The sequence below is a fragment of the Propionivibrio soli genome, from assembly GCF_025770765.1.
Lineage (GTDB): Bacteria > Pseudomonadota > Gammaproteobacteria > Burkholderiales > Rhodocyclaceae > Propionivibrio > Propionivibrio soli.
Map to the genome: position 1 here is coordinate 142019 of NZ_JANZKY010000014.1, position 22876 is coordinate 164894.

Sequence of the window (22876 nt, forward strand, 5' to 3'; positions counted from 1 at the left end):
TAATATCAGAAATAGAGGGGGGGTGCAAGCTTTACGAAGTGGCTTTCTTGTGTGGCGCCACATCCATCGTACCCTTTATTCTCCAGAGGACAAGTGGGGGGCTTTCAATACCGATCCCAACACCCATGCCCAAGAAGAGCACGGTCGAATCAGACAATGAACTCCGGTGAACGTGCGATGTGTGCAACAAAAATGCTTAGCATAAGATTGACCAGCGGTAGGGTGGCCTGTAGAATGCGCGCTTCCTCGGGGCGTAGCGCAGCCTGGTAGCGCATCTGCTTTGGGAGCAGAGGGTCGTGAGTTCGAATCCCACCGCCCCGACCAGCAACAAAGACGCAACAAGAGGCGGTACCGGCGGGAAGCTCGTCCCCAAAAGTTTCGCGACTCGCGCCCGTAGCTCAACCGGATAGAGCACCGGCCTTCTAAGCCGGGGGTTGTGAGTTCGAGTCTCGCCGGGCGCGCCAGAACAACGGCGATGTTAGCTCAGTTGGTAGAGCAACGGATTGTGATTCCGTGGGTCACCGGTTCGATTCCGGTACATCGCCCCAGACAAAAGCCCTGCAGGTCTTTGGCCTGCGGGGCTTTTCCTTTTGGGAATAACAAGCGGTTTGCTCTCGGCTTCCAGCATTGGAGAAAGAGGTGGCGTTGAGGAACATGGCTGTCGAGAATCGTTCGCGCGGCATGTGTTGGAAAGCCTTCTGTTAATGTCTCTTTCCTTCCACGAATGAAATAGAAATAACGAACCCATATGGAATACGTTCAAGTCGATGCACAAGTATCGCCGACCGGACGACTCGAAGTACTTTCGCGCTCCGAGGCGGCAAAGCTTTTGGACAGCAGCCATGGCGGCTTGCATGAATTGTTCCGCAATTGCGCATTGGCCGTACTCAACTGCGGTAACGAGCTTGATGATGGCAAGGAACTCCTGGAGCGCTACAAATCGTTCGACATTCGCTTGATCTTGCGCGACCGCGGAATCAAGCTCGAGATCACCGGCGCGCCGGCCAGCGCCTTCGTGGACGGCAAGATGATTACCGGTATCCGGGAACATCTGTTTGCTGTGCTGCGTGACGTTATCTACGTCGGTGACGAAATCCAGGGCAATGCGCGTTTCGATCAGTCGACGTCGGACGGGCTGACGGATATCGTTTTCCACATATTGCGCCATGCCGGGGTGTTGCCGCCAATAACCAACCCAAACGTTGTCGTGTGCTGGGGGGGGCACTCGGTGAGCCGCGAGGAGTACGAATATACGAAGTGGGTCGGTTACCAACTCGGCTTGCGTGATATGGACATCTGTACCGGTTGTGGGCCGGGGGCAATGAAGGGGCCGATGAAAGGCGCGGCGATTGGGCATGCCAAGCAGCGTACGCGGGGTCGTTATCTCGGATTCACAGAACCGGGGATTATTGCTGCGGAAGCCCCGAACCCGATCGTGACCGAACTCGTCATTTTTCCGGACATCGAGAAACGGCTCGAAGCTTTTGTGCGGACAGGGCACGGTATCGTGGTTTTCCCGGGGGGCGTGGGGACAGCAGAGGAAATCTTGTACCTTCTCGGCATTCTGCTCGACCCGGCGAATGCCGAGCTACCGTTCCCGCTGGTATTTACGGGACCGGCGAGTGCCCGTGACTACTTCAACCGGATCGACGAGTTCATTGGCCTGACGCTGGGTCCGGAGGCGCAACGGCGCTACAAGATCATCACCGGTGATCCGGAGGGCGTGGCTCACGAAATGAAGGCCGGCTTGCAACTTGTCCGTGATTTCCGCAAGAGTCACCAGGATGCCTACAACTTCAACTGGCTTCTTCGCATCGGTAAGGAGTTCCAGCAACCATTCGTGCCGACCCACGAGAACATGCGTCGCCTCACCCTGCACAAGAACCAGCCGGTGCATGCATTGGCGGCAAATTTGCGTCGGGCTTTTTCAGGCGTCGTTGCTGGGAACCTGAAGGCGGATGGAATTCGCGCGATCGAAGCCCATGGCCGTTTCGAGATCAGTGGCGAGGCGGCCATCATGGCGCCGATGGACGACTTGTTGTCCTCCTTCGTCGCGCAGGGGCGGATGAAACTGCCGGGCAAGCAGTACAACCCCTGCTACCGTCTTGTCGGCGAAGCGGCGTCCTGAATGATTGCTCGGTGGAGAATGGCGAAGACCGGATAGCAGGTTTCGTACTAAAGTACATGGCCAGCTAAAAACCGATGCGCGATCCAGACCACGAAGCCCCGCGTGGTCGAGCGCGCGCAACCGCCTCGGCGGCGTCGCACCATCCCTCGCACGCGTTGCGGCCCGGGCGCCGCCGCCAAATATTGAGCAATCCTTTACAAACGGCGTAAAAGCGGAAAAAGCGAAGCACTTGCTCCCTCTGCTGCGAGCTGGGCGGATACGTCGAGCAGACGAGCTTGTCGTCCTTCATGCCGCGATCGGTGAATGTTACCGCGCCCCACGCCATAACTCGGTGATGCGAGCCAAGGGAGAGGCGAGGGCCGAGCAGGAGAGCATCGAGCAGGTCTCCGTCGAGCCCCACGTACTCGGGGACCGAACCGTAGTTGTAAGGGCATGGAAGGGGCGAAACGAAGTCGATGTTCCCATTCGAGCCTCGCTTCAGAAAGCTACCGCGCGGAATCTCGATCACCACGTCGAGTTCGATCGGTTTGATCTGGCCGATTCCCGGGGAGTCCGTGCCTGGTAGGTTGTCCATCCCGGCAGTGTAGTTCAAGTGAGCTGGCCGGCAATGGGGCTACTCGTAAGGTCGATGGAACCTTTGCATTGCCGTTTTTTCGAAGACCATTGCAGCCCGGGAACGGGCGACGCTTCGTTTTCCTGACCCGCAATGGCATTGCCTGTAAAATCCGCCCCCTATGTCCGCACCCATTACCGTTGCTCCTGACGCATCCAAGACGCTTTTTTCGTACCGGAAGTACTGGGCGAAACGATTCGGCGCGGCGCCGTTTCTGCCCATGTCGCGCGCGGAAATGGATGCGTTGGGTTGGGATTCGTGCGACATCATCCTCGTCTCGGGCGATGCTTACATTGACCACCCAAGTTTCGGCATGGCGTTGATCGGACGGGTGCTCGAGGCACAGGGCTTTCGCGTAGGCATCATTGCGCAGCCCGACTGGCATTCGGCGGAGGCATTCCGTGCTCTGGGACAGCCGAATCTTTTTTTCGGCGTGACGGCCGGGAACATGGATTCGATGGTCAATCGCTACACATCTGACCGAAAGATCCGTTCTGATGACGCCTATACCCCGAATGCCGAACCGAACCGGCGCCCCGACCGGGCCGTGGTCGTTTACGCCCAACGCTGTCGCGAAGCCTTTCCGGATGCCAACATAGTGATCGGGTCGATCGAAGCCAGCCTTCGCCGCATCGCTCACTATGACTACTGGTCCGACAAAGTGCGCCGCTCTGTGCTGCCGGATTCGAAAGCGGATCTCCTCATCTTCGGCAATGCCGAACGTGCGGTGGTTGCCCTGGCGCATCGGTTAGCCGGCGGCGAACCGATCGAACAGATTCGCGATCTTCGCGGTACGGCGTTCATGGCGCCTCGCGGTTGGCGCCCGGCCCCTGAATGGGCCGAAGTCGATTCGACCGAAGTGGATACGCCGGGGCCCCTAATACGTCACGCGAACCCGTATGCGGAAGAAGCGGCCGCTCAGGCCGATCGTCCGGCCGATGAGCCCGGGGTGCAACCGATACGTTTTCAACCCTCACGGGCCGTCAAACTCGATCGCACGCGGACCGTCGTGCGTCTGCCGTCGTATGAGAGCGTCAAGGACGACCCGGTGCTGTATGCCCACGCCTCGCGGACCTTCCATATCGAGTCGAATCCCGGCAACGCGCGAGCGATGGTGCAGGCCCATAGCGAACGGGACGTTTGGCTCAATCCGCCCCCGATCCCTCTCTCCATGGCGGAGATGGACGGCGTTTTCGGATTGCCGTACCAGCGCCGGCCGCATCCGGCCTACGGCGATGCTCGAATTCCCGCGTACGAGATGATTCGGTTTTCGATCAACATCATGCGCGGTTGCTTCGGCGGGTGCACGTTCTGCTCGATCACCGAGCACGAGGGAAGAATCATCCAGAGCCGATCCGAGGCGTCGATCCTGCAGGAAATCGAGGACATCAGGGACAAGACGCCGGGTTTCACCGGCGTCATTTCCGACCTGGGCGGCCCGACGGCAAACATGTACCGCATGGCATGCAAGGATAAGCGCATCGAGACGGCGTGCCGCCGGCTTTCCTGTGTGTTTCCCGACGTCTGCGAGAATCTGAATACCGATCACGCGCCGCTGATCCAGTTGTACCGCAAGGCGCGCGCGATCAAGGGTGTGAAGCGAATTCTGATTGGATCCGGACTGCGCTACGACCTGGCCGTACGGTCGCCCGAGTACGTCAAGGAACTCGTGACGCATCATGTCGGCGGCTATCTGAAGATTGCACCCGAGCATACCGAGGCCGGCCCGTTGGCACACATGATGAAGCCGGGCATTGGCACGTACGACAAGTTCAAACAGCTCTTCGACAAGTTCTCGAAGGAGGCTGGCAAGGAGCAGTACCTGATCCCGTACTTCATCGCTGCCCATCCCGGGACGAGCGACGAAGATATGTTGGCGCTGGCACTCTGGCTCAAACGCAACGATTTTCGGCTCGATCAGGTGCAGACCTTCTTGCCAACGCCGATGGCCATTGCGACGGCGATGTATCACAGCGAACGTAGTCCGCTGAAGAAAGTCGGGCGGGACTCGCCGCTTGTCGAAACTGTGCGTTCCGGGCGTCAGCGCAAGTTGCATAAGGCTTTCCTGCGCTATCACGATCCTGAGAATTGGCCGCTTTTGCGCGACGCCTTGAAGCGGATGGGGAGGGCCGACCTGATCGGCAACGGAAAGAAGCATCTGGTGCCCATCTTCCAACCGGCGGGAACCGGAACCGGGCTGCGACGCGGTACCTCGTTTGTCTCGGGACGGCCGCGCCCCCCTGCAGGGAGGGAGGATGCCGTGGCGAAGCGCGGGCCAGCAGTTCGCGGAACACGCGGTCGCTGATTGATTGCGTGAGCCGAACCGCAGAGTTTGCCTAGCTCGGGAGATGTTACCCTCGAGCGTTGGCTCCGATGGCTCTGTCGAAGCCAGCGTGTAAGAAATAGGATGCCTCAAGACAGGAATCAATTGGCTCTGAGAGCCAAAGATATTGGCATACTCCTTTTGATCATTTTGCGTCTTTGACTGCCTGAGCCAGTGGGAAGCCCCCGCGCTGTGGTAGAATTGCCGCCCTTTTCAACGAGTTACCCCTTCATGTCCCGTCCCGTACGCAACATCGCCATCATCGCCCACGTCGACCACGGCAAGACCACGCTGGTCGACAAGCTGCTCCAGCAAGCCGGGACGTTCGCGGCCCACCAGCACGTCGCCGAGCGGGTCATGGACTCCAATGATCTGGAGAAAGAGCGGGGCATCACGATCCTCGCGAAAAACCTGGCGGTCGACTATGAAGGCGTACACATCAACATCGTCGATACGCCGGGGCACGCGGACTTCGGTGGGGAAGTCGAACGTGTGCTGGGAATGGTCGATGGGGTGCTCCTGCTTGTCGACGCCGTCGAAGGGCCGATGCCGCAGACGCGCTTCGTCACAAAAAAGGCGCTTGCACTCGGCCTGAAGCCCATCGTGGTCGTTAACAAGATCGACCGTGATGGCTCCCGGCCGGACTGGGTGGTCGACCATACCTTCGACCTGTTCGACAAGCTGGGCGCGACCGATGAGCAACTCGACTTCCCGGTCGTCTATGCGTCCGCAATCAACGGTTATGCGACGACGGACCTCAAGCAACCGGGTACCGACATGCGCCCGATGTTCGAGGCCATCCTGAAATATGTCCCGCCGCCGGAAGCCGACGATATCGAAGGCACCCTGCAGTTGCAGATTGCTGCGCTCGACTATTCGTCGTACGTCGGCCGCATTGGCATCGGTCGTATACAGCGCGGCCGGCTCAAGCCCGCGCAGCAGGTGACGGTGATGTACGGGCAGCCGGATGCCGACGGCAATTTCGAGCATGGCGTGCCGAAGAACGCGAAGGTGAATCAGGTGTTCGGGTTCCGTGGGATCGAGCGTACGCCGATGGACGAAGCCGTCGCCGGTGACATCGTGCTGATTACCGGCATCGACGAACTGTCGATCGGTTGCACGATCACCGATCCGAACGCGCCGGAAGCGTTGCCGATGCTCAAGATCGACGAGCCGACGCTGAACATGACGTTCATGGTCAACAACTCGCCGTATGCCGGCACCGAAGGAAAGTTCGTGACGAGCCGCCAGATTCGCGAGCGTCTGCAGAAGGAGCTTCTGGTCAACATGGCATTGAGGGTTGAGGATACCGCCGACACCGACTCCTTTCTTGTCTCCGGGCGTGGAGAACTGCACCTGACGATTCTTCTTGAGACAATGCGGAGAGAGGGCTATGAGCTTGCGGTAGGGCGGCCGAAGGTGATCTTCAAGACCATCAACGGCGAGCAGTGCGAGCCTTATGAAATGCTGACTCTCGACGTCGAGGAAACCCATCAGGGCGGTGTCATGGAGGCGCTTGGCTACCGCAAGGGTGATCTTGTCGACATGGCGTCGGATGGGCGGGGGCGCGTGCGACTGGAATACCGGGTTCCCGCGCGCGGCCTGATCGGCTTCCAGGGCGAATTCATGAACCTCACGCGCGGCACTGGCTTGATGAGCCATGTGTTCGACGACTATGCGCCGGTCAAGGGCGACATCCCCGGACGCCGTAACGGGGTGCTCGTTTCCGCCGAGCATGGAGAAGCGGTCGCCTATGCATTATGGAAGCTCCAAGACCGTGGTCGCATGTTCGTCGTGCCTGGCGATCGCTTGTACGAAGGTATGGTCATTGGCATCCATTCGCGTGAGAACGACCTTGTGGTCAATCCGATCAAGGGCAAACAGTTGACCAACATTCGCGCCTCGGGCACGGACGAGGCCGTACGGCTTACGCCGCCGGTACAACTCACGCTCGAGTCAGCTGTCGAATTCATCGATGACGACGAGCTGGTCGAGATCACGCCGAAAACGATCCGTATTCGCAAGCGCTTCCTGACGGAACATGAGCGCCGGCGGGCATCGCGCGCTGAAGGCTGACAGGAGAGGCGCCGCGGTGCGGTGTTTGTCAGCGGGTACGGAGGCAGCTGTCAGCCGCGAGACCGATTCAGAGTAAAATCGGCCCATGAGTTATCAAGTCCTGGCGCGCAAATGGCGCCCGAGAACATTCGAAAGCCTGGTTGGCCAGGAGCATGTGGTGCGAGCCTTGACGCACGCGTTGAGCGAGCAACGGCTGCACCACGCCTATCTCTTTACCGGCACGCGTGGAGTCGGCAAAACGACGCTCGCGCGAATCCTCGCAAAATCGTTTAACTGCGAAACGGGAATCACTGCGAAGCCTTGTGGTGTTTGTTCTGCGTGTACTGAGATCGACGCCGGGCGTTTCGTCGACTTGCTTGAAGTGGACGCGGCGACCAATACCAAGGTCGACGAGATGCGGCAGCTGCTCGAGAACGCGGTCTATGCCCCGACGCGCGGCCGTTTCAAGGTTTATGTCATCGACGAAGTTCACATGCTTTCGAATTCGGCATTCAACGCGATGCTGAAGACGCTGGAGGAGCCGCCCGAGCATGTGAAGTTCGTTCTGGCTACTACCGACCCACAAAAGATTCCGGTAACCGTTTTGTCGCGTTGTCTGCAGTTCAACCTCAAGCAGATGACGCCGCCGCTGATCGCCGGGCATCTGAAGCATATTCTTGAGGTCGAATCGATCCCGGCGGATGCCGCTTCTCTGAATCTACTCGCGCGTTCGGCTTCGGGCAGCATGCGCGACGCATTGTCGCTGCTCGACCAAGCCATCGCGCACGGCGCCGGCCGCGTTGACGAGGCGCAGGTTCGGGCCATGCTCGGTACGGTCGATCTCGACTACCTTTTCGACGTCTTTGACGCTCTGCTGGCGAGCAATGCGGCACGCATGCTGCAAATAGCGGACGACATGTCGACGCGCAGCTTATCGTTCGACGCGGCATTACAGGAGATGGCGAGTCTGCTCACGCGTGTTCAGGTCATGCAACTCGCGCCGCAAGCAATTGCCGACGACTTGCCGGACCGGGCGCGAGTGGAGCGACTGGCTGCCGATTTCGACCCTGAATTCGTCCAACTCGCTTATCAGATCGCCGTGCACGGGCGCAAGGAGTTGCCGCTGGCTCCGGACGATCTGGCAGGCTTCGTAATGACCTTGCTTCGCCTGTATGCCTTCCGCCCGGAGTCGCCGAACAGTAGCGGTGAATTGAAACGACCGGCGGCAAAGGGGAACAGCAATCCGGCACCGGCCACAAAACCGGCGGTATCCGCACGAGCAGTGACCGTGGCTACAGCGCCGGCGGACGAGGGGTGTGCTGAAACTCCAGAAATGCCGGGAGCCGAACCTCAAGTCATCTCATTGCCCACGCCGGACGAATCGCAAGCCGGTCAAGGTCTTACTGGGAAGCAGTCCGACAGGGGGGGCGACCGGGACACAGACTGGCATGAAATCCTTTCAGCGCTGAAGATCGGAGGCATGGCGCGTGAACTTGGACAGCATTGCGTGCTCGCCGAGTCGAATGCGGGACGAGTCGTACTCTCGCTTGCTCCGGCGCATCGGCATCTCGCGATGAAGGCGGCTCAGGACAAGCTGCAACAGGCACTCGGTGACTATTTCGGCCGAGCGGTACATTTGGCAATCAACGTGGAGGAGACCGGTGGGGATACCCCGGCGGCCGCCGCGCAGCGAAAGCGCCAAGAGCGCCAGAGTCAGGCAATCGAGGCGGTCGAGCAAGACGATTTCGTCCGCGGCGTCATCGACACCTTCGATGCCAAGTTGATCGATTCTTCCATTAAACCCCTTTAACCCAATTTCGAGGACAAAGCGATGATGAAAGGCGGTATTGCCGGCTTGATGAAACAAGCCCAGCAAATGCAGGAAAACATGAAGAAGGCGCAGGAGCAGTTGGCTCAAGTTGAGGTTGAAGGCCAATCCGGCGCCGGGATGGTGAAAGTTCTAATGACATGTGCCCATGACGTTCGGCGCGTGACGATCGATCCCTCGGTCATGGATGACAAGGAAATGCTTGAGGACCTGATCGCAGCGGCAGTTAATGATGCGATGCACCGTGCCGAGACTGTCACGCAAGAACGCATGGCCGGATTTACCGCGGGGCTGAATCTCCCGGCAGGAATGAAGCTTCCTTTCTGATGTCGACGCCATCCAGCCTCGAATCCCTGATCGAGGCATTGCGTTGCCTGCCGGGCGTCGGCCCGAAATCAGCTCAACGCATGGCTTATCACCTGATGCAGAGCGATCGTCCCGGCGCAAAACGTCTGGCCGACGCACTGCATTTGGCGCTGGGGGCATTAAAGCACTGCCAGCGCTGCAATACCTTCACGGAAAACGACATTTGCGACCGCTGCCGTTCATCGAAGCGTGATCCCAGCATGCTTTGCGTCGTCGAAACCCCAGTCGACATGAACATGATGGAACAAACCCATGCTTACTCGGGTCTGTACTTCGTTTTGATGGGTCGGGTTTCGCCGCTTGACGGTGTTGGTCCGCGCGAATTGCAACTCGAACAGCTCCTAGCGCGGGCCACGGATGGGCAAGTGGAGGAAGTCATTCTGGCGACTAACTTCACCAACGAAGGCGAAGTTACGGCGCATTACTTGACCGAAATGCTCAAGAACCGAGGCCTGCGCGTATCGAGAATCGCGCGCGGCGTACCGGTGGGTGGCGAACTCGAATATGTCGATTCAGGAACGCTTGCACAAGCGGTCCGAGAACGAAAATCGCTTGCTTAACAAGTAGTTGGCATTGTCCGTTCTGACATCAGGGGGATTCCGTGTATAATCTTGCGCTTATTTTTCCACTATCGGTCATTTCGTTCCGAGGATCGGTCCGATGAGCACAGCAGGCAAAATGGATTGCGGTCGTAGACGGTTGATCCTGGCGACGGCCGCTGTCGGCGGAGCCGGGGTGGCCACGATGGCCATTCCGTTCCTCTCCAGCATGCTGCCGTCCGAACGAGCCAAGGCGGCGGGTGCTCCGGTCGAAGTTGACGTGACGAATCTCGCACCGGGACAACTGATCACCGTGGAGTGGCGTGGCAAGCCGGTCTGGATTTTCAACCGAACTCAAGAAATGCTGGATACGCTTTCGAAAGTCGAAGGCGCGGTCGCCGACCCGAAATCCGAGGCGGATCAGCAACCAAACTCCTGCAAGAACGCGACGCGGTCGATCAAGCCCAACCTACTTGTTGCGATCGGTATTTGTACTCACCTTGGATGCTCTCCCTCCGCCAAGTTCAAGAAGGGTGCGGAGGAGGGGATGACGCAAGACTGGCCAGGCGGGTTTCTCTGTCCCTGCCACGGTTCCACGTTCGACTTCGCGGGGCGTGTCTACAAGAACAAGCCCGCGCCGACCAACCTCGTCGTACCGCCGCATACGTATCTTTCGGAGACGCGTATCTTGATCGGCGAAGAAACACGGGGGGCTTAACGATGGGTGCCAAGACCAATCACGATAAATTCAAGTCGGACGGATCGCTCGCCGGAAACGCCCTCGAATGGGTTGACGCGCGTTTCCCGGCTATGTCCCTATGGCGGGACCATCTTGCCGAGTACTACGCGCCGAAGAACTTCAACTTCTGGTACTACTTCGGCTCTCTGGCCATTGTCGTACTGGCCATTCAGCTCATTACCGGGATTTTCCTGGTCATGTTCTACAAGCCGGATGCGTCCTTGAACGCCGCCGGTGTTCCGGTCGCGTTTGCCAGCGTCGAGTACATCATGCGGGACGTGAACTTCGGCTGGATCATCCGCTACATGCACTCGACAGGGGCGTCGGCGTTTTTCATCGTCGTCTATCTGCACATGTTCCGCGGCATGATGTATGGGTCGTACCGCAAGCCACGGGAACTCATCTGGATCTTTGGGACGCTCATCTACCTTGTCCTGATGGCTGAAGCATTCATGGGTTACCTCTTGCCTTGGGGCCAGATGTCGTTCTGGGGTGCGCAGGTCATCGTCAACCTATTCTCTGCGATTCCGCTGATCGGTGAGCCTCTGTCGATCTGGATTCGTGGCGACTACGTGATCGGTGATGCGACATTGAACCGTTTCTTCTCATTCCACGTCATCGCCATTCCATTCGCCCTCGTCGGCCTGGTCGTTGCGCATATCATGGCGCTGCACGAAGTGGGATCGAGCAATCCCGACGGCATCGAGATCAAGGACAAGGTGGACGACAAGGGGATACCGCTCGACGGCATCCCTTTCCATCCGTACTACACGGTAAAAGACATTGTCGGCGTTGTCGTCTTCCTGATGGTTTTTTTCGGGATCGTTTTCTTCGCGCCAGAGGGCGGGGGTTATTTCCTCGAGTACAACAACTTCTTCCCCGCGGATCCGCTCAAGACGCCGCCGCATATCGCACCGGTGTGGTACTTCACGCCGTCGTATTCGATTTTGCGCTCGGTAACCTCCGACTTCGTCATTGTCCTGCAGGTCTGTGTTGCCGGGTTGTGGCTGTGGCTTGTCCGCGGTACGTCCGACGTCAAGCAGGTGATCATTACGCTCGCCGCGGTGGCCATCATCGTCGGTATGTGGGCTATCGACGCCAAGTTCTGGGGCGTAGTTGCCATGGGCACCTCGGTGCTGATCATCGGTTTTCTGCCCTGGCTGGATCGTAGTCCAGTGCGTTCGATCCGTTATCGCGGTCCGATCTACAAGGGTTTCTTGACGGCTTTCGTTATCGCTTTCCTGACCCTTGGTTATCTCGGTACCCAGCCGCCATCGGCGATAGGCGGATTGGTCGCACAGTTCTTCAGCCTCGTTTACTTCGCTTTCTTTTTCCTGATGCCTTGGTATACGAAGATCGACAAGTGCAAGCCGGTGCCGGAAAGGGTGGTCTACAAATGAGAGCGAATGTCGTGAAAAGACTGCTGCTAGCCCTTTTGGTGGCGCCGACACTCGCCTCTGCCGCCGGAGCCGCACTTCATCTTGATCGCGCACCGGACGTACAAGGTGATAAGGCGGCTTTGCAGAACGGTGCCCGGTTGTTCGTCAATTACTGCCTGAACTGTCACGGCGCCAGCTTCGTTCGCTACAACCGTATGACGGAACTCGGGCTCACGGAAGAGCAGATCCGCGACAACCTGATGTTCACCGCCGATAAGGTGGGAGAGCCCATGCGGGTTGCCGCGCGGTCTACGGATCAGAAGCAGTGGTTCGGAGCTGCGCCTCCGGATCTGTCGCTCGTTGCTCGGGCGCGTGCTTCCGGTGACGGCAGCGGAGCCGACTGGCTGTACACGTATTTGCGCTCCTTCTATCGCGACCCGCAGCGGCCGACCGGTTGGAACAACACGATTTTTCCCAATGTCGGTATGCCACACGCGCTCTGGCAGTTGCAAGGCGAACAGGTTCTGGATCACGAGAGCAACCATCTGCAACTCGCGACGCCAGGCGAACTTTCAACCACCGATTACGACAAGCAAGTGGCGGACTTGGTCGGGTTTCTGGTGTGGGCGGGCGAGCCGGCCGCCGGCTTCCGCAGAACGCTCGGATACGGGGTGCTCGCATTCCTGCTTGTTCTCTTCGCCGTCTCTTATGCTTTGAAGAAGGAGTTCTGGAAGGACGTCAAGAAGAATTAAACTGTTTTAGCAATCGTCGGTTTCTGAGCCGCGGCATCGCCGGCAGAAGCGCGAAATGCGTCTTCGCCGTCACGATGCCGGTTCGTTTTTTTGAGGGTTTGATCATGATGAATCTCTATTCGGGCACCACATGCCCGTTCAGCCAACGCTGCCGCATCGTTCTGTACGAGAAGGGCATGGATTTCCAGGTGATTGACGTCGATCTCTTCGCCAAGCCCGAGGACATCGCGATGGTCAATCCCTACGGGCGGGTGCCTGTCCTCGTCGAGCGCGATCTCATCCTGTACGAGCCGAACATCATCAACGAGTACATCGACGAGCGTTTCCCGCATCCGCAACTCATGCCGCCGGATCCGATCATGCGCGCACGGGCTCGTCAGCTTCTCGTCACGATGGAGCGCGAAGTCTTCTCGCATATCGAGGCGCTGGAAAAGAACCTCAAGACGGCCGACAAGGCGCGGCAAGTGATCCGCGATCGCCTCACGGAAATGTCACCGATCTTCGTCAAGCAGAAACACATGCTCGGCGAGGATTTCTCGATGCTCGACGTCGCGATCGCGCCCTTGCTGTGGCGTCTTGACCATTACGGCATCGAGCTTCCGAAATCTGCGGCGCCGCTGATGAAGTATGCGGAACGGATCTTCAGCCGCCAGGGCTTCATCGATGCGTTGACCCCGTCTGAAAAGGCAATGCGCCGATAGCGTTTTCTCGGGACGCGGCGCACAATCTCTTTGCTCAGCTGCTCGCTCGCGTCCCGACCGATTTCTCTTACCTACAGTAAGTAAACCGAAAACCATGGACCTCCCGTCGACCAAGCCCTACCTTCTACGAGCGATCCATGAATGGTGTTCGGACAATGGTTTTACCCCGTATATTGCGGTGGCCGTTGACGAGCGTACCCGTGTGCCGCGCGAGTTTGTCCGCGACGGGCAAATTGTCTTGAACATCGGGTACGAGGCGACGGGGCACCTGAAGATTGCTAACGACCTCATCACTTTCCAGGCACGATTCGGCGGCGTGGCGCGAGACTTGTCCGTTCCGGTCGGTCGGGTGGTCGCAATCTACGCGAAGGAAAACGGCGCCGGAATGGCGTTTGAAGCTGACGCGGAAAATGCCGAGGAGTCCGGCGCAGTAGACCTTGTCTCCGACTCCGAAGACGACGAAAAGCCCGAACCTCCGCCCTCCGGCGGACGGCCCAAGCTGCAACGCATCAAGTAAGCCCCCTTTCTGTTCGTCGAGAAGATCTAGCACTGCCGGTTCCCTCGCGTTCGATCCCGTCTGGTGTCGGAGTTCAAAGCTCCCGCGACCAGCGAGTTATGCCCTTCCTACCGTAGGGGGCATTTCCCGTACATCGGAGATATCCGGTGAGGAGGTACGTCCCGAATGCCCGGCAGTGAGGCGTACAGAAGGGACGCTTGCACCATCTTGAGGCACCTTGGCCGACTCTTCGCCCCTGCGGTCTCAATAACGCCATGATTCTTGTGTATGGCATACCTGTTGCTCGATACGCGGGAGGAGCGATACGGCATGGTGAAACTCACAAAGTCGGCTTGTTGTTATTGCGGCGTCGGCTGCGGGTTATTGATCGAGAGTGAGGGCGACCGTATTGTCGGCGTACGGGGCGACCCGGAGCATCCGGCAAATCATGGGCGATTGTGTAGCAAAGGCGCATCGCTGCATCTGACCACGGGGCATGAGTATCGCCTGCTTTATCCGGAGCTGAGGAAAACCCGCGGCGAGGGTCGTCAGCGAGTAAGTTGGGATACGGCGCTCGATCATGCGGCTGAGCGTTTCGCCGAAATCGTCCGTGCTCACGGCCCGGATAGTGTCGCTTTCTATGTTTCTGGCCAGTTGCTCACTGAGGATTACTACGTCTTCAACAAACTCGCCAAGGGCCTGATAAGCACGAACAACATCGACACCAACTCACGGCTCTGTATGTCGTCGGCGGTCGCTGGGTATAAACAGACGCTCGGCGCCGACGCGCCGCCATGTTGCTATGACGACATCGGGTTGAGCGAGTGTCTGCTGATCGCGGGGGCCAATCCGGCAATCGCGCATCCCATCGTTTTTCGCCGCATCGAGGATGCGAAAGCCGCCAATCCCAGACTCCGAATCATCGTCGTCGATCCCCGACGCAGCGAAACGGCGGAGATGGCAGATTTGCATTTGGCGCTCAAGCCCGGCTCAGACATCGCCCTGTACAACGCGATGCTGCACGTTTTGATCGCCGAGAACAGGATCAATCGGGCGTACATCGACGCGCACACGGAAGGCTTTGATGAACTAGAAAAGATCGTCGCTGCTTATCCACCTGACATGGCCGCGCGAATGTGCGCGTTAGCCGAAGCGGACATCATCGAAGCGGCCCGGTGGTTTGGCAGCGCCGCAGGCGCACTCTCCCTTTACTGCCAAGGATTGAACCAGTCAGTGCATGGCACTCACAACAACGCGGCGCTGATTCATCTACATCTGGCGACGGGGCAGATCGGGAAGCCTGGAGCCGGGCCGTTCTCGCTGACTGGGCAGCCGAATGCGATGGGCGGCCGCGAAGTGGGCGGTCTCGCCAATCTCCTTTCGGCGCATCGCGATCTCGCCAATCCGACTCACCGCGAGGAAGTGGCGCGCTTTTGGGGTGTTCCTTCCGTTCCTGAAAAACCGGGCAAGACGGCGGTCGAGTTGTTCGCCGCTTTGAAGCGAGGTGAGATCAAAGCCGTGTGGATCGCCTGCACCAACCCCGCCCAATCGCTCCCAGATCAAACAGACGTACGCGCGGCGCTCTCCGCAGCGGAATTCGTCGTTTTACAGGAAGCTTATGCCAACACAGATACGGCGGCCTTTGCCGACCTGATGCTGCCTGCAACCACCTGGGGAGAAAAGGAAGGGACGGTGACCAATTCGGAGCGGCGCATCACGCACATCGCGGCGGCGATCGGTGCGCCGGGAGAGGCGAGGCCGGACTGGGCTGTTGCGGCCGACTTCGCGCTCCGTCTTGGCAAGCGCTTGGAGAATGGCCGTGACGCGACCCGCCTGTTTCCATACGCAACCCCGGAGAGCATTTTCAACGAGCATCGACAACTCACACGCGGTCGGGACCTCGACATTACTGGTCTCAGCTACGATCTGCTCGATACGATTGGCCCGCAGCAGTGGCCGTTCCGCGAAAGACAACAGAGACCCGCGTTGCGTTTGTACGAGGACGGCGTGTTTCAGACGGCAAATGGCCGCGCCCGCTTTGTCCGCGTCGAGCACCGTGGCACAGCGGAAGAACCGGGCAACGCCTATCCTTTGAGTTTGATCTCCGGACGCTTGCGTGACCAATGGCACGGCATGAGTCGAACGGGCACGGTGGCGCGTTTGTTCAATGCGGACGATGAGCCCGTCGTTTCGATGCATGTGTCCGATATGCGGGAACGCGGATTACGGGGAGGCGATCTGATCAGCGTTTTGAGCGCACGGGGCAGTATTGTCGCTCGCGTCAAGCCAAGCAAGGGGCTGCTCCCTGGCCGGGCATGGATGCCGATGCACTGGGGCACTCAGTTCATGAGTAATCCCGGCGTGAACGCGCTCACTAATCCTGCCGCTGATCCCTATTCGTTTCAGCCCGAACTGAAACACGCCGCAGTGACGATCGAGAAAGCTAACCTGCCGTGGCAACTCGTCGTGTTACGCAAAGCCGGGGAAGGCTGTGCGACAGCTCTGTCGCTGCTTGAGCGTGCGCGTTGCGTTCTGCCGCGTTTCGCCTATGCCTCGATCGGGCTTTATGGCCGGGGAGAACCGCTCGTGGTCTTTCGCGCGGCGGCAGAAGACGCGTTGAGTGATGAGCGCTTGAGGGAAATTGACGCTCTCTTCGGCCTCGACGACGAGGCGGCCGCCATCGTCTATTTCGACAACCAGCGAAAGATCAGCAAACGTGCCTTGGCGCCAGATGGAAGGCTGATTGGCGTTCGCCTGGCAGGCGAGACGCTGGCCCAATCCTGGCTGAAGGATGTAATGGCCGACGGTACGCTTGATGCGGCGATGATTCGCTGGGCTATGGCACCTATTGGCAGTCCGCCGAGTCGCTTGCCCGAGCGCAGCCGAGTCGTCTGCAAGTGCGCTGACGTCACGGAAAGGCAGATCAGGAGCGAAGCGGAAGCCGGTGCCGATTTGGGGAGAGTGCAGGAGAATCTGAAATGCGGAACCTTTTGCGGTTCCTGCGTGCCGGAGGTGAAACGGTTGCTCACGAGAGCGGAACCAACGGGATTGGCCGCCTGAGGATTCGAAGATAAATGAATTTCGCACAGTTAATCCGGGAGATTGCACGCGGCAGCGAGGGGGCGACCGACATGCCGTACGAGGAGGCGCAGCTTCTCTATGGCGCAATGCTCGATGGCGGTGTTCCCGATCTCGAACTGGGCGCCGTGGCCATCGCCTTGCGCATGAAGGGCGAATCGGTCGACGAGATGCGCGGTTTCCTTGCCGCCACGAATGAGCGCCTGTTTGGTTTGAAGCGCCCCGCGGGATCGACGCGGCCCGTCGTGCTGCCCTCCTATAACGGCGCTCGCAAAGGGCCCAATCTCACACCGTTGCTGGCACTGCTGTTGCGGCGGTTCCATATTCCGGTCCTCGTGCACGGACTCATTGAAGGTTTCGGTCGTGTGACCACCGCACAGATATTCAGGGAACTCGGCGTCATGCCGGCCAACGGCCTTGCCCAGGCCCAACAGATGCTCGACGACACCGGCCTCGTTTATGTGCCGTTGTCTGTCATTTCCTCCGGATTGAGCGTGCAGTTGGCGTTGCGTAGCCGGCTGGGACTCAGAAACAGCGCACACAGCCTGGTCAAGATGATCGATCCGTTCAAAGGCGAAAGTCTCCTCATAACAGCGGCTACTCATCCCGAGTACATCGATAACATGCGGGAAGTTCTGCGAAGCGTGGGAACGCGTACACTGTTGTCGCGTGCAACCGAAGGGGAGCCTTTCGCTAATCCCAAGCGCCGTCCCCGTATCGAGTACCTGCATGACGGCGAATGCGAGCTGCTATTCGAGGCCGAGCACGATAGCTTGAAGACTCTGCCTCATCTACCGGATGCCAGTGACGCGAAAACGACGGCGGACTGGATCCGCCGCGTCCTGGCCGGAGCGGTTGCCGTGCCGCCGCCCATCGCCAACCAGTTGGCGTGCGCTCTGTACGCTACCGGCTATGCTGATGACTTCAACCAGGCCAAAGCTATCGTCGCCGTCGATGGCTTTGGCCTTGCGCTCGCATAAGCTACCCCGTCCGGGCTTCGGTGATTAATCTCGCCTCCGCTATAATCCGTGCGATTACATAGCGAACGGTTCTCATCTGAGGTGTATTGAGTGGATATTCTGACCTTATTGGCCAATCCCGAATCGTGGGTCGCCTTTTTCACGTTGACGGCCCTGGAATTGGTGCTCGGCATCGACAACATCATCTTCATTTCGATTCTTGTCGACCGACTGCCGCCGCAGAACAGGGAAACGGCACGTAAGCTCGGCCTGTTCTTCGCGATGTTCATGCGTATTGGCTTGCTCCTTCTGCTGTCGTACATCGTCGGTGCCACCAACCCTTTGTTCTCGATTCTTGGCAAGCCGTTCTCGCCGCGTGATCTGGTATTGATCGGCGGCGGTTTGTTCCTTCTCTGGAAGAGTACGCAAGAGATCCATCAACTGCTTGAAGGCGAAGAGGAGCACCGCGAGACGAAGGTCAAGGCTACGTTTTCGGCGATCATCTTTCAGATCATTGTTATCGACCTCGTTTTCTCGCTCGATTCGATCATTACCGCTGTCGGGATGGTTGACACCGTAGTGATCATGATCGCCGCCGTTATTGCTTCGGTGGGGCTGATGATGGTCTTTGCCAGAAGCATCGGACTGTTCGTGTCGGAACATCCGACGGTCAAGATGTTGGCCTTGTCGTTCCTGCTTGTCGTGGGTGTGGCCTTGGTGGCGGACGGGCTCGGACATCACGTGCCGAAGGGTTACATCTACTTTGCAATGGCGTTTTCGCTCGCTGTCGAGATGCTCAATCTGCGCATGCGCAAGAAGCGGGCTCAACCCGTGCATCTGCGTGAACGTTATGGCGACGGGGATTCGGACTAACCTCATGCCATTCACTGACGCGTCTGACGCTTGATGGATATCGTCCTCCTCGTTCTTCTGATCCTGCTGAACGGTGTCCTCGCGATGTCGGAGATCGCCGTGGTGTCTTCGCGGCGTGCGCGTTTGCAGAAGCTTGCCGATGATGGAAGCCCGGGGGCCGAATCGGCATTGGCGCTGAACAACGAGCCCTCCGCTTTTCTTTCAACCGTTCAAGTGGGGATTACGACGGTTGGTATCTTGAGCGGTGCGATCGGTGAGAATGCCTTGGCCGATCCTCTAACCCAATGGCTGTCGGGCGTGGCCTTGTTGGCGCCGTACGCTCGCGGCCTGGCGTTGACAGTCGTCGTGGTGGCCCTGACCTATTTTTCGGTGGTCGTGGGCGAGCTTGTGCCGAAACGGCTGGGCCTCCTGGCTCCCGAGACTATCGCCTCGCTGATCGCGACACCGATGAATATGCTGGCGCGCGTGACGCGGCCGCTCGTCTGGTTGCTCTCCAGTTCCTCCAGCCTCGTTCTGCAGCTTATCGGTGCCCGCCGTCGGGAAGAGCCGCCGGTGACCGACGACGAAATCAACGTCCTCATGGAGCAGGGCGCCGAAGCCGGTGTTTTCCACGAAAGCGAACAGGCGATCGTGTCGAACGTGCTGCGCCTCGACGAGCAGCGCATCGGCGCCATCATGACGCACCGCAACGACATTTACGTTCTCGATCTTGATAGCCCTGACGAGGAAATTCGCACCTGCCTCGCAGAGAGCCCCTTCACGCGGATCGTCGTGTGCCGTGACGGCCTTGACCACATTGTCGGAATTCTGCGCACAGCGGACCTGCTCAAAGCGGCCTTGGCCGGCGAAAAACTTGATGTCCTCCAATACCTTCGGCCGCCACTCTACGTGCCGGAAGGCGTGACGACCACGCACCTCCTTGAAAGCTTCCGCAAGCATCACCAGCAGTGTGCCTTGATCGTAGACGAATATGGGGAATTGCAGGGGCTTGTCACGTTGACCGACGTGCTGACGTCGATCGTCGGTGATCTGCCCTCATCGGATACGACCGAGGAACTGGACATCGCCGAACGTGCCGATGGGTCCTGGCTGGTAGACGGCGGTGTGAGCATCGAACGCCTCAAATCGGTGGCCGATATTGACGAGGACCTGCCGGGTGAGGACGACAATGCGTTCAATACGCTCGGCGGCCTGATGATGTACGTTCTCGGGCGGATTCCTTCGGTGACCGATAGTTTCGAGACACCTGGATACCGCTTCGAAGTCATCGACATGGACAAGAACCGGGTCGACAAGGTGCTGGTCGAGAGGCGACGCGATTCCGCAGCTTTGGTGGCGGAACGGGAGTCGTAGCCGTCGGGCGCGGCATGCTGGAATCCCACATCTCGGACATTTCGCGCGTCATTCAGCTGGCGGTGGCGCCCGTCTTCCTGCTCACTGCGATCGCCACGATGATCAATGCGATGAACGCGCGTTTAGGGCGCATCGTTGATCGCAGACGCCTCCTCGAGGATCGTTTGCTGAACGGAGGGAAGGCGCCGCGTGATGAGCTCAAGCAGGAATTGCGCGGATTGGTCAGGCGCATCCACCTCGTCTATTTCGGGATCCTGTTTGCGGTATTGGCTGCGTTGTTGGTTTGCCTCGTGGTGGCGGGCGCGTTCATTGGCGCGCTCATCGCGGTCGACCTGTCGAAAGCGGTCGCCGTTCTCTTCATCCTTGCCATGTGCTCGATGATCGGCTCGCTCGGAATGTTCCTTCGCGAGGTCTACTTAGGCGTCAGTGCTGGCCTGAACATCAGCCGATTCTAACGTACGTCCCCCACTGACCGGCCTGTGTGTGAAGTGCGACACAGATCACAGAGATTTCGTGCCGACGTTTCATTTTTCGGTAACCGTGTCGTGCTTTCCCGGGCTAAAATCCCCACTTTTTCCGGGTGGGGAAAACCATGCTTGAACGTTATTTCAAACTATCAGAGCACGGAACAACCGTGCGCACCGAAGTCATGGCAGGAATCACGACCTTCCTCACCATGGCTTACATTATTTTCGTCAATCCGGACATCCTTTCGGCAGCGGGCATGCCAAAGGACTCCGTGTTTGTTGCCACGTGCGTGGCAGCGGCGCTCGGCTCCGCGATCATGGGGTTCTACGCCAATTATCCGATCGCGTTGGCCCCTGGAATGGGATTGAACGCCTACTTCGCATTTGCCGTCGTGAAGGGAATGGGATTTACGTGGCAAGCTGCCTTGGGCGCGGTCTTTATTTCCGGCGTCTTGTTCATCATTGTCAGCCTGTTCCGGGTGCGGGAAGCCATTGTTAATGCGATACCGCGGTCGCTGAAATTTGCCATTTCCGCCGGTATCGGGCTCTTTCTTGCGCTCATTGGGCTGAAGAACGCTGGAATCATCGCCGGGAATCCGGCCACATTGCTGACGCTCGGCGACCTGCATAGCCCCGGTACCCTGCTTGCGGTGGCCGGTTTCATCCTCATCGTTGCGCTCGAACAAAGAAAAGTGCCAGGTGCCATCATTATCGGCATCCTCTCCGTGACCGTTATTTCCGTGCTTGCCGGTCTGACCCCGTTTGGCGGCGTCATTGCACCGCCCCCTTCGATTGCTCCGACGTTCCTGCAGATGGATATTGGCGCCGCCTTGAACGCCGGCTTGTTGACCGTCGTGCTTACCTTCTTCATGGTCGAGTTGTTCGATGCCTCGGGTACCTTGATCGGCGTTTGCCACCGGGCAGGTCTGTTGGATGCAGACGGCAAATTGCCGCGCTTGAAAAAAGCGCTGCTTGCGGACTCGGGTGCGATCGTTGCGGGCTCGCTGCTTGGAACGTCGTCGACCACGGCGTATATCGAATCCGCCGCCGGAACCTCGGTCGGGGGACGTACCGGGCTAACGGCCGTGGTCGTTGCTGCGTTGTTCCTGGCGGCGCTGGTTTTTGCGCCGCTCGCCGGAACGGTGCCGGCTTTCGCGACGGCACCCGCCCTTTGCTACGTGGCGGTGCTCATGATCCGTGGCCTTTCCGAAATCGACTGGGATGATCTGACCGAAGCGGCTCCCGCTGTCGTCACCGCGATAAGCATGCCGTTCACCTTCTCGATTGCCCACGGCATTGCCTTTGGTTTCATTACCTACGCGGCGACCAAACTGATTGCCGGTCGCACCCGTGACCTGTCGCCAATGGTTGCCGTCATCGCCGTGATTTTCGTCTTCAAGTTTGCTTTCCTGTAACGCCAATGGACACCGGGTACTTCTACGACCGCATACGCACTGTCCCCGATTGGCCCGAACCCGGTGTCCAGTTTCGTGACATCACGCCTCTTCTGCGTGACGGCGAGGCCTTCGCCGAGTTGATTGAGGCTTTTGCCGGACGCTACGCGACGGCTCACATCGATGCCGTCGCGGGAATAGATGCGCGCGGATTCATCGTGGGCGCCGCCCTGGCTTACCGGCTGCGCTGCGGTTTCATCCCCGTGCGCAAGGCGGGGAAGCTGCCCTTCGATACGGTGTGTGAGTCGTATTCGCTTGAATACGGGCAGTCCACCGTCGAGGTGCATACGGACGCCGCCGATCCGGGCGATCACGTGCTCGTCGTCGATGATCTCATCGCGACCGGCGGCACTATCCTCGCGGCCGCCAAGCTGATGCAACGTCTCGGCGCAAAGATCGTCGAGACCGCGGTGATCATCGATCTTCCGGCTCTCGGCGGTTCCGCCCGTTTGAAAGATGCAGGTATCGCCGGCTTCGCTCTTCTCACGTACTGATCCGCGACCTGTTGCCACTTCTCAGACCCGGCCGCAAGCCGGGTTTTTTGTTTGCCTTTCATCACGTTAGGTTGCGCCTAGGGTCGTTTATCGGCCCTAGGTCTTGCTGCGTGAATTACAATTGATGTTATGTATACAGACTTTCTGTGTTGATATGTACAAAAAATATTGGCTGTATTTTGTCTTTATGAGCATGAATGATGTATTTTTAACTTTCCTTTGACATAAATAGTTCACATATATTGGATTGAAATGTATATAGTATGAGGATAGTTTAGT

19 protein-coding genes and 3 tRNA genes are annotated in these 22876 nt (G+C 58.7%); 21 read left to right on the forward strand and 1 reads right to left on the reverse strand.

The annotated features are described in order from the left end of the window. The first annotated feature begins 247 nt into the window (after nt 1-247). From NZ453_RS16815 to ppnN, 4 genes are all read left to right on the forward strand, one after another. Nucleotides 248-324, forward strand: a tRNA-Pro gene (locus NZ453_RS16815). A gap of 63 nt (nt 325-387) precedes the next feature. Next, nucleotides 388-464 (forward strand) — tRNA-Arg (locus NZ453_RS16820). A gap of 8 nt (nt 465-472) precedes the next feature. Further along, nucleotides 473-548: transfer RNA gene (locus tag NZ453_RS16825), tRNA-His, on the forward strand. Between the two features lie 200 nt (nt 549-748). Continuing rightward, nucleotides 749-2128: a nucleotide 5'-monophosphate nucleosidase PpnN gene (gene ppnN, locus NZ453_RS16830; RefSeq protein ID WP_263771902.1), complete on the forward strand. Its 1380-nt coding sequence runs from the start codon at nt 749-751 to the stop codon at nt 2126-2128. A 64-nt stretch (nt 2129-2192) separates the two neighbouring features. On the opposite strand, the gene NZ453_RS16835 is transcribed toward ppnN, so the two are convergent. After that, nucleotides 2193-2720 (reverse strand): inorganic diphosphatase, encoded by a 528-nt coding sequence (locus tag NZ453_RS16835; RefSeq protein WP_263771903.1) that lies wholly within the window; start codon nt 2718-2720, stop codon nt 2193-2195. Between the two features lie 241 nt (nt 2721-2961). Between NZ453_RS16835 and NZ453_RS16840 the strand changes: the two genes are divergently transcribed. From NZ453_RS16840 to NZ453_RS16920, 17 genes are all read left to right on the forward strand, one after another. Then, nucleotides 2962-5046, forward strand: coding sequence for a YgiQ family radical SAM protein (locus NZ453_RS16840; protein WP_263771944.1), 2085 nt, complete (start codon nt 2962-2964; stop codon nt 5044-5046). A 249-nt stretch (nt 5047-5295) separates the two neighbouring features. Further along, nucleotides 5296-7140, forward strand: a complete 1845-nt coding sequence (gene typA, locus NZ453_RS16845; protein WP_263771904.1) for a translational GTPase TypA — start codon at nt 5296-5298, stop codon at nt 7138-7140. An 85-nt stretch (nt 7141-7225) separates the two neighbouring features. Continuing rightward, entirely contained in the window at nt 7226-8929 is a 1704-nt protein-coding gene (dnaX, locus tag NZ453_RS16850; protein WP_263771905.1) for a DNA polymerase III subunit gamma/tau, read from the forward strand. 21 nt (nt 8930-8950) lie between these two features. Beyond that, on the forward strand, nt 8951-9274 hold the full coding sequence (locus NZ453_RS16855) for a YbaB/EbfC family nucleoid-associated protein (protein WP_263771907.1): 324 nt from the start codon (nt 8951-8953) through the stop codon (nt 9272-9274). Beyond that, nucleotides 9274-9873 (forward strand): recombination mediator RecR, encoded by a 600-nt coding sequence (recR, locus tag NZ453_RS16860; RefSeq protein WP_263771908.1) that lies wholly within the window; start codon nt 9274-9276, stop codon nt 9871-9873. The genes NZ453_RS16855 and recR overlap by 1 nt, the downstream gene beginning before the upstream one ends. A 100-nt stretch (nt 9874-9973) precedes the next feature. Then, nucleotides 9974-10570, forward strand: a complete 597-nt coding sequence (gene petA / locus NZ453_RS16865; RefSeq protein WP_263771909.1) for a ubiquinol-cytochrome c reductase iron-sulfur subunit — start codon at nt 9974-9976, stop codon at nt 10568-10570. Between the two features lie 2 nt (nt 10571-10572). Further along, nucleotides 10573-11991: a cytochrome b gene (locus tag NZ453_RS16870; protein WP_263771910.1), complete on the forward strand. Its 1419-nt coding sequence runs from the start codon at nt 10573-10575 to the stop codon at nt 11989-11991. Next, nucleotides 11988-12722: a cytochrome c1 gene (locus tag NZ453_RS16875; RefSeq protein WP_263771911.1), complete on the forward strand. Its 735-nt coding sequence runs from the start codon at nt 11988-11990 to the stop codon at nt 12720-12722. The genes NZ453_RS16870 and NZ453_RS16875 overlap by 4 nt, the downstream gene beginning before the upstream one ends. 104 nt (nt 12723-12826) lie before the next feature. After that, complete coding sequence (locus NZ453_RS16880) at nt 12827-13423, forward strand: glutathione S-transferase N-terminal domain-containing protein (protein ID WP_263771913.1); 597 nt, start codon at nt 12827-12829, stop codon at nt 13421-13423. Between the two features lie 94 nt (nt 13424-13517). Then, the gene (locus NZ453_RS16885) at nt 13518-13940 is read left to right on the forward strand and encodes a ClpXP protease specificity-enhancing factor (RefSeq protein ID WP_263771914.1); all 423 of its coding nucleotides are present in this window, start codon (nt 13518-13520) and stop codon (nt 13938-13940) included. A gap of 267 nt (nt 13941-14207) precedes the next feature. Continuing rightward, a complete protein-coding gene (locus NZ453_RS16890) occupies nt 14208-16979 on the forward strand; it encodes a nitrate reductase (RefSeq protein ID WP_263771915.1) in 2772 nt (923 codons plus the stop codon). Nucleotides 16980-16993: 14 nt separating this feature from the next. Next, on the forward strand, nt 16994-17977 hold the full coding sequence (gene ybiB / locus NZ453_RS16895; RefSeq protein WP_263771916.1) for a DNA-binding protein YbiB: 984 nt from the start codon (nt 16994-16996) through the stop codon (nt 17975-17977). Nucleotides 17978-18067: 90 nt separating this feature from the next. Further along, nucleotides 18068-18829: a TerC family protein gene (locus tag NZ453_RS16900; protein ID WP_338051180.1), complete on the forward strand. Its 762-nt coding sequence runs from the start codon at nt 18068-18070 to the stop codon at nt 18827-18829. 33 nt (nt 18830-18862) lie between these two features. After that, nucleotides 18863-20182 (forward strand): hemolysin family protein, encoded by a 1320-nt coding sequence (locus NZ453_RS16905; RefSeq protein ID WP_263771917.1) that lies wholly within the window; start codon nt 18863-18865, stop codon nt 20180-20182. A 14-nt stretch (nt 20183-20196) separates the two neighbouring features. Further along, complete coding sequence (locus NZ453_RS16910; protein ID WP_263771918.1) at nt 20197-20637, forward strand: DUF2721 domain-containing protein; 441 nt, start codon at nt 20197-20199, stop codon at nt 20635-20637. 137 nt (nt 20638-20774) lie between these two features. Further along, a complete protein-coding gene (locus NZ453_RS16915; protein WP_263771919.1) occupies nt 20775-22064 on the forward strand; it encodes an NCS2 family permease in 1290 nt (429 codons plus the stop codon). Between the two features lie 5 nt (nt 22065-22069). Next, complete coding sequence (locus tag NZ453_RS16920) at nt 22070-22597, forward strand: adenine phosphoribosyltransferase (RefSeq protein ID WP_263771920.1); 528 nt, start codon at nt 22070-22072, stop codon at nt 22595-22597. Nucleotides 22598-22876 lie beyond the last annotated feature (279 nt).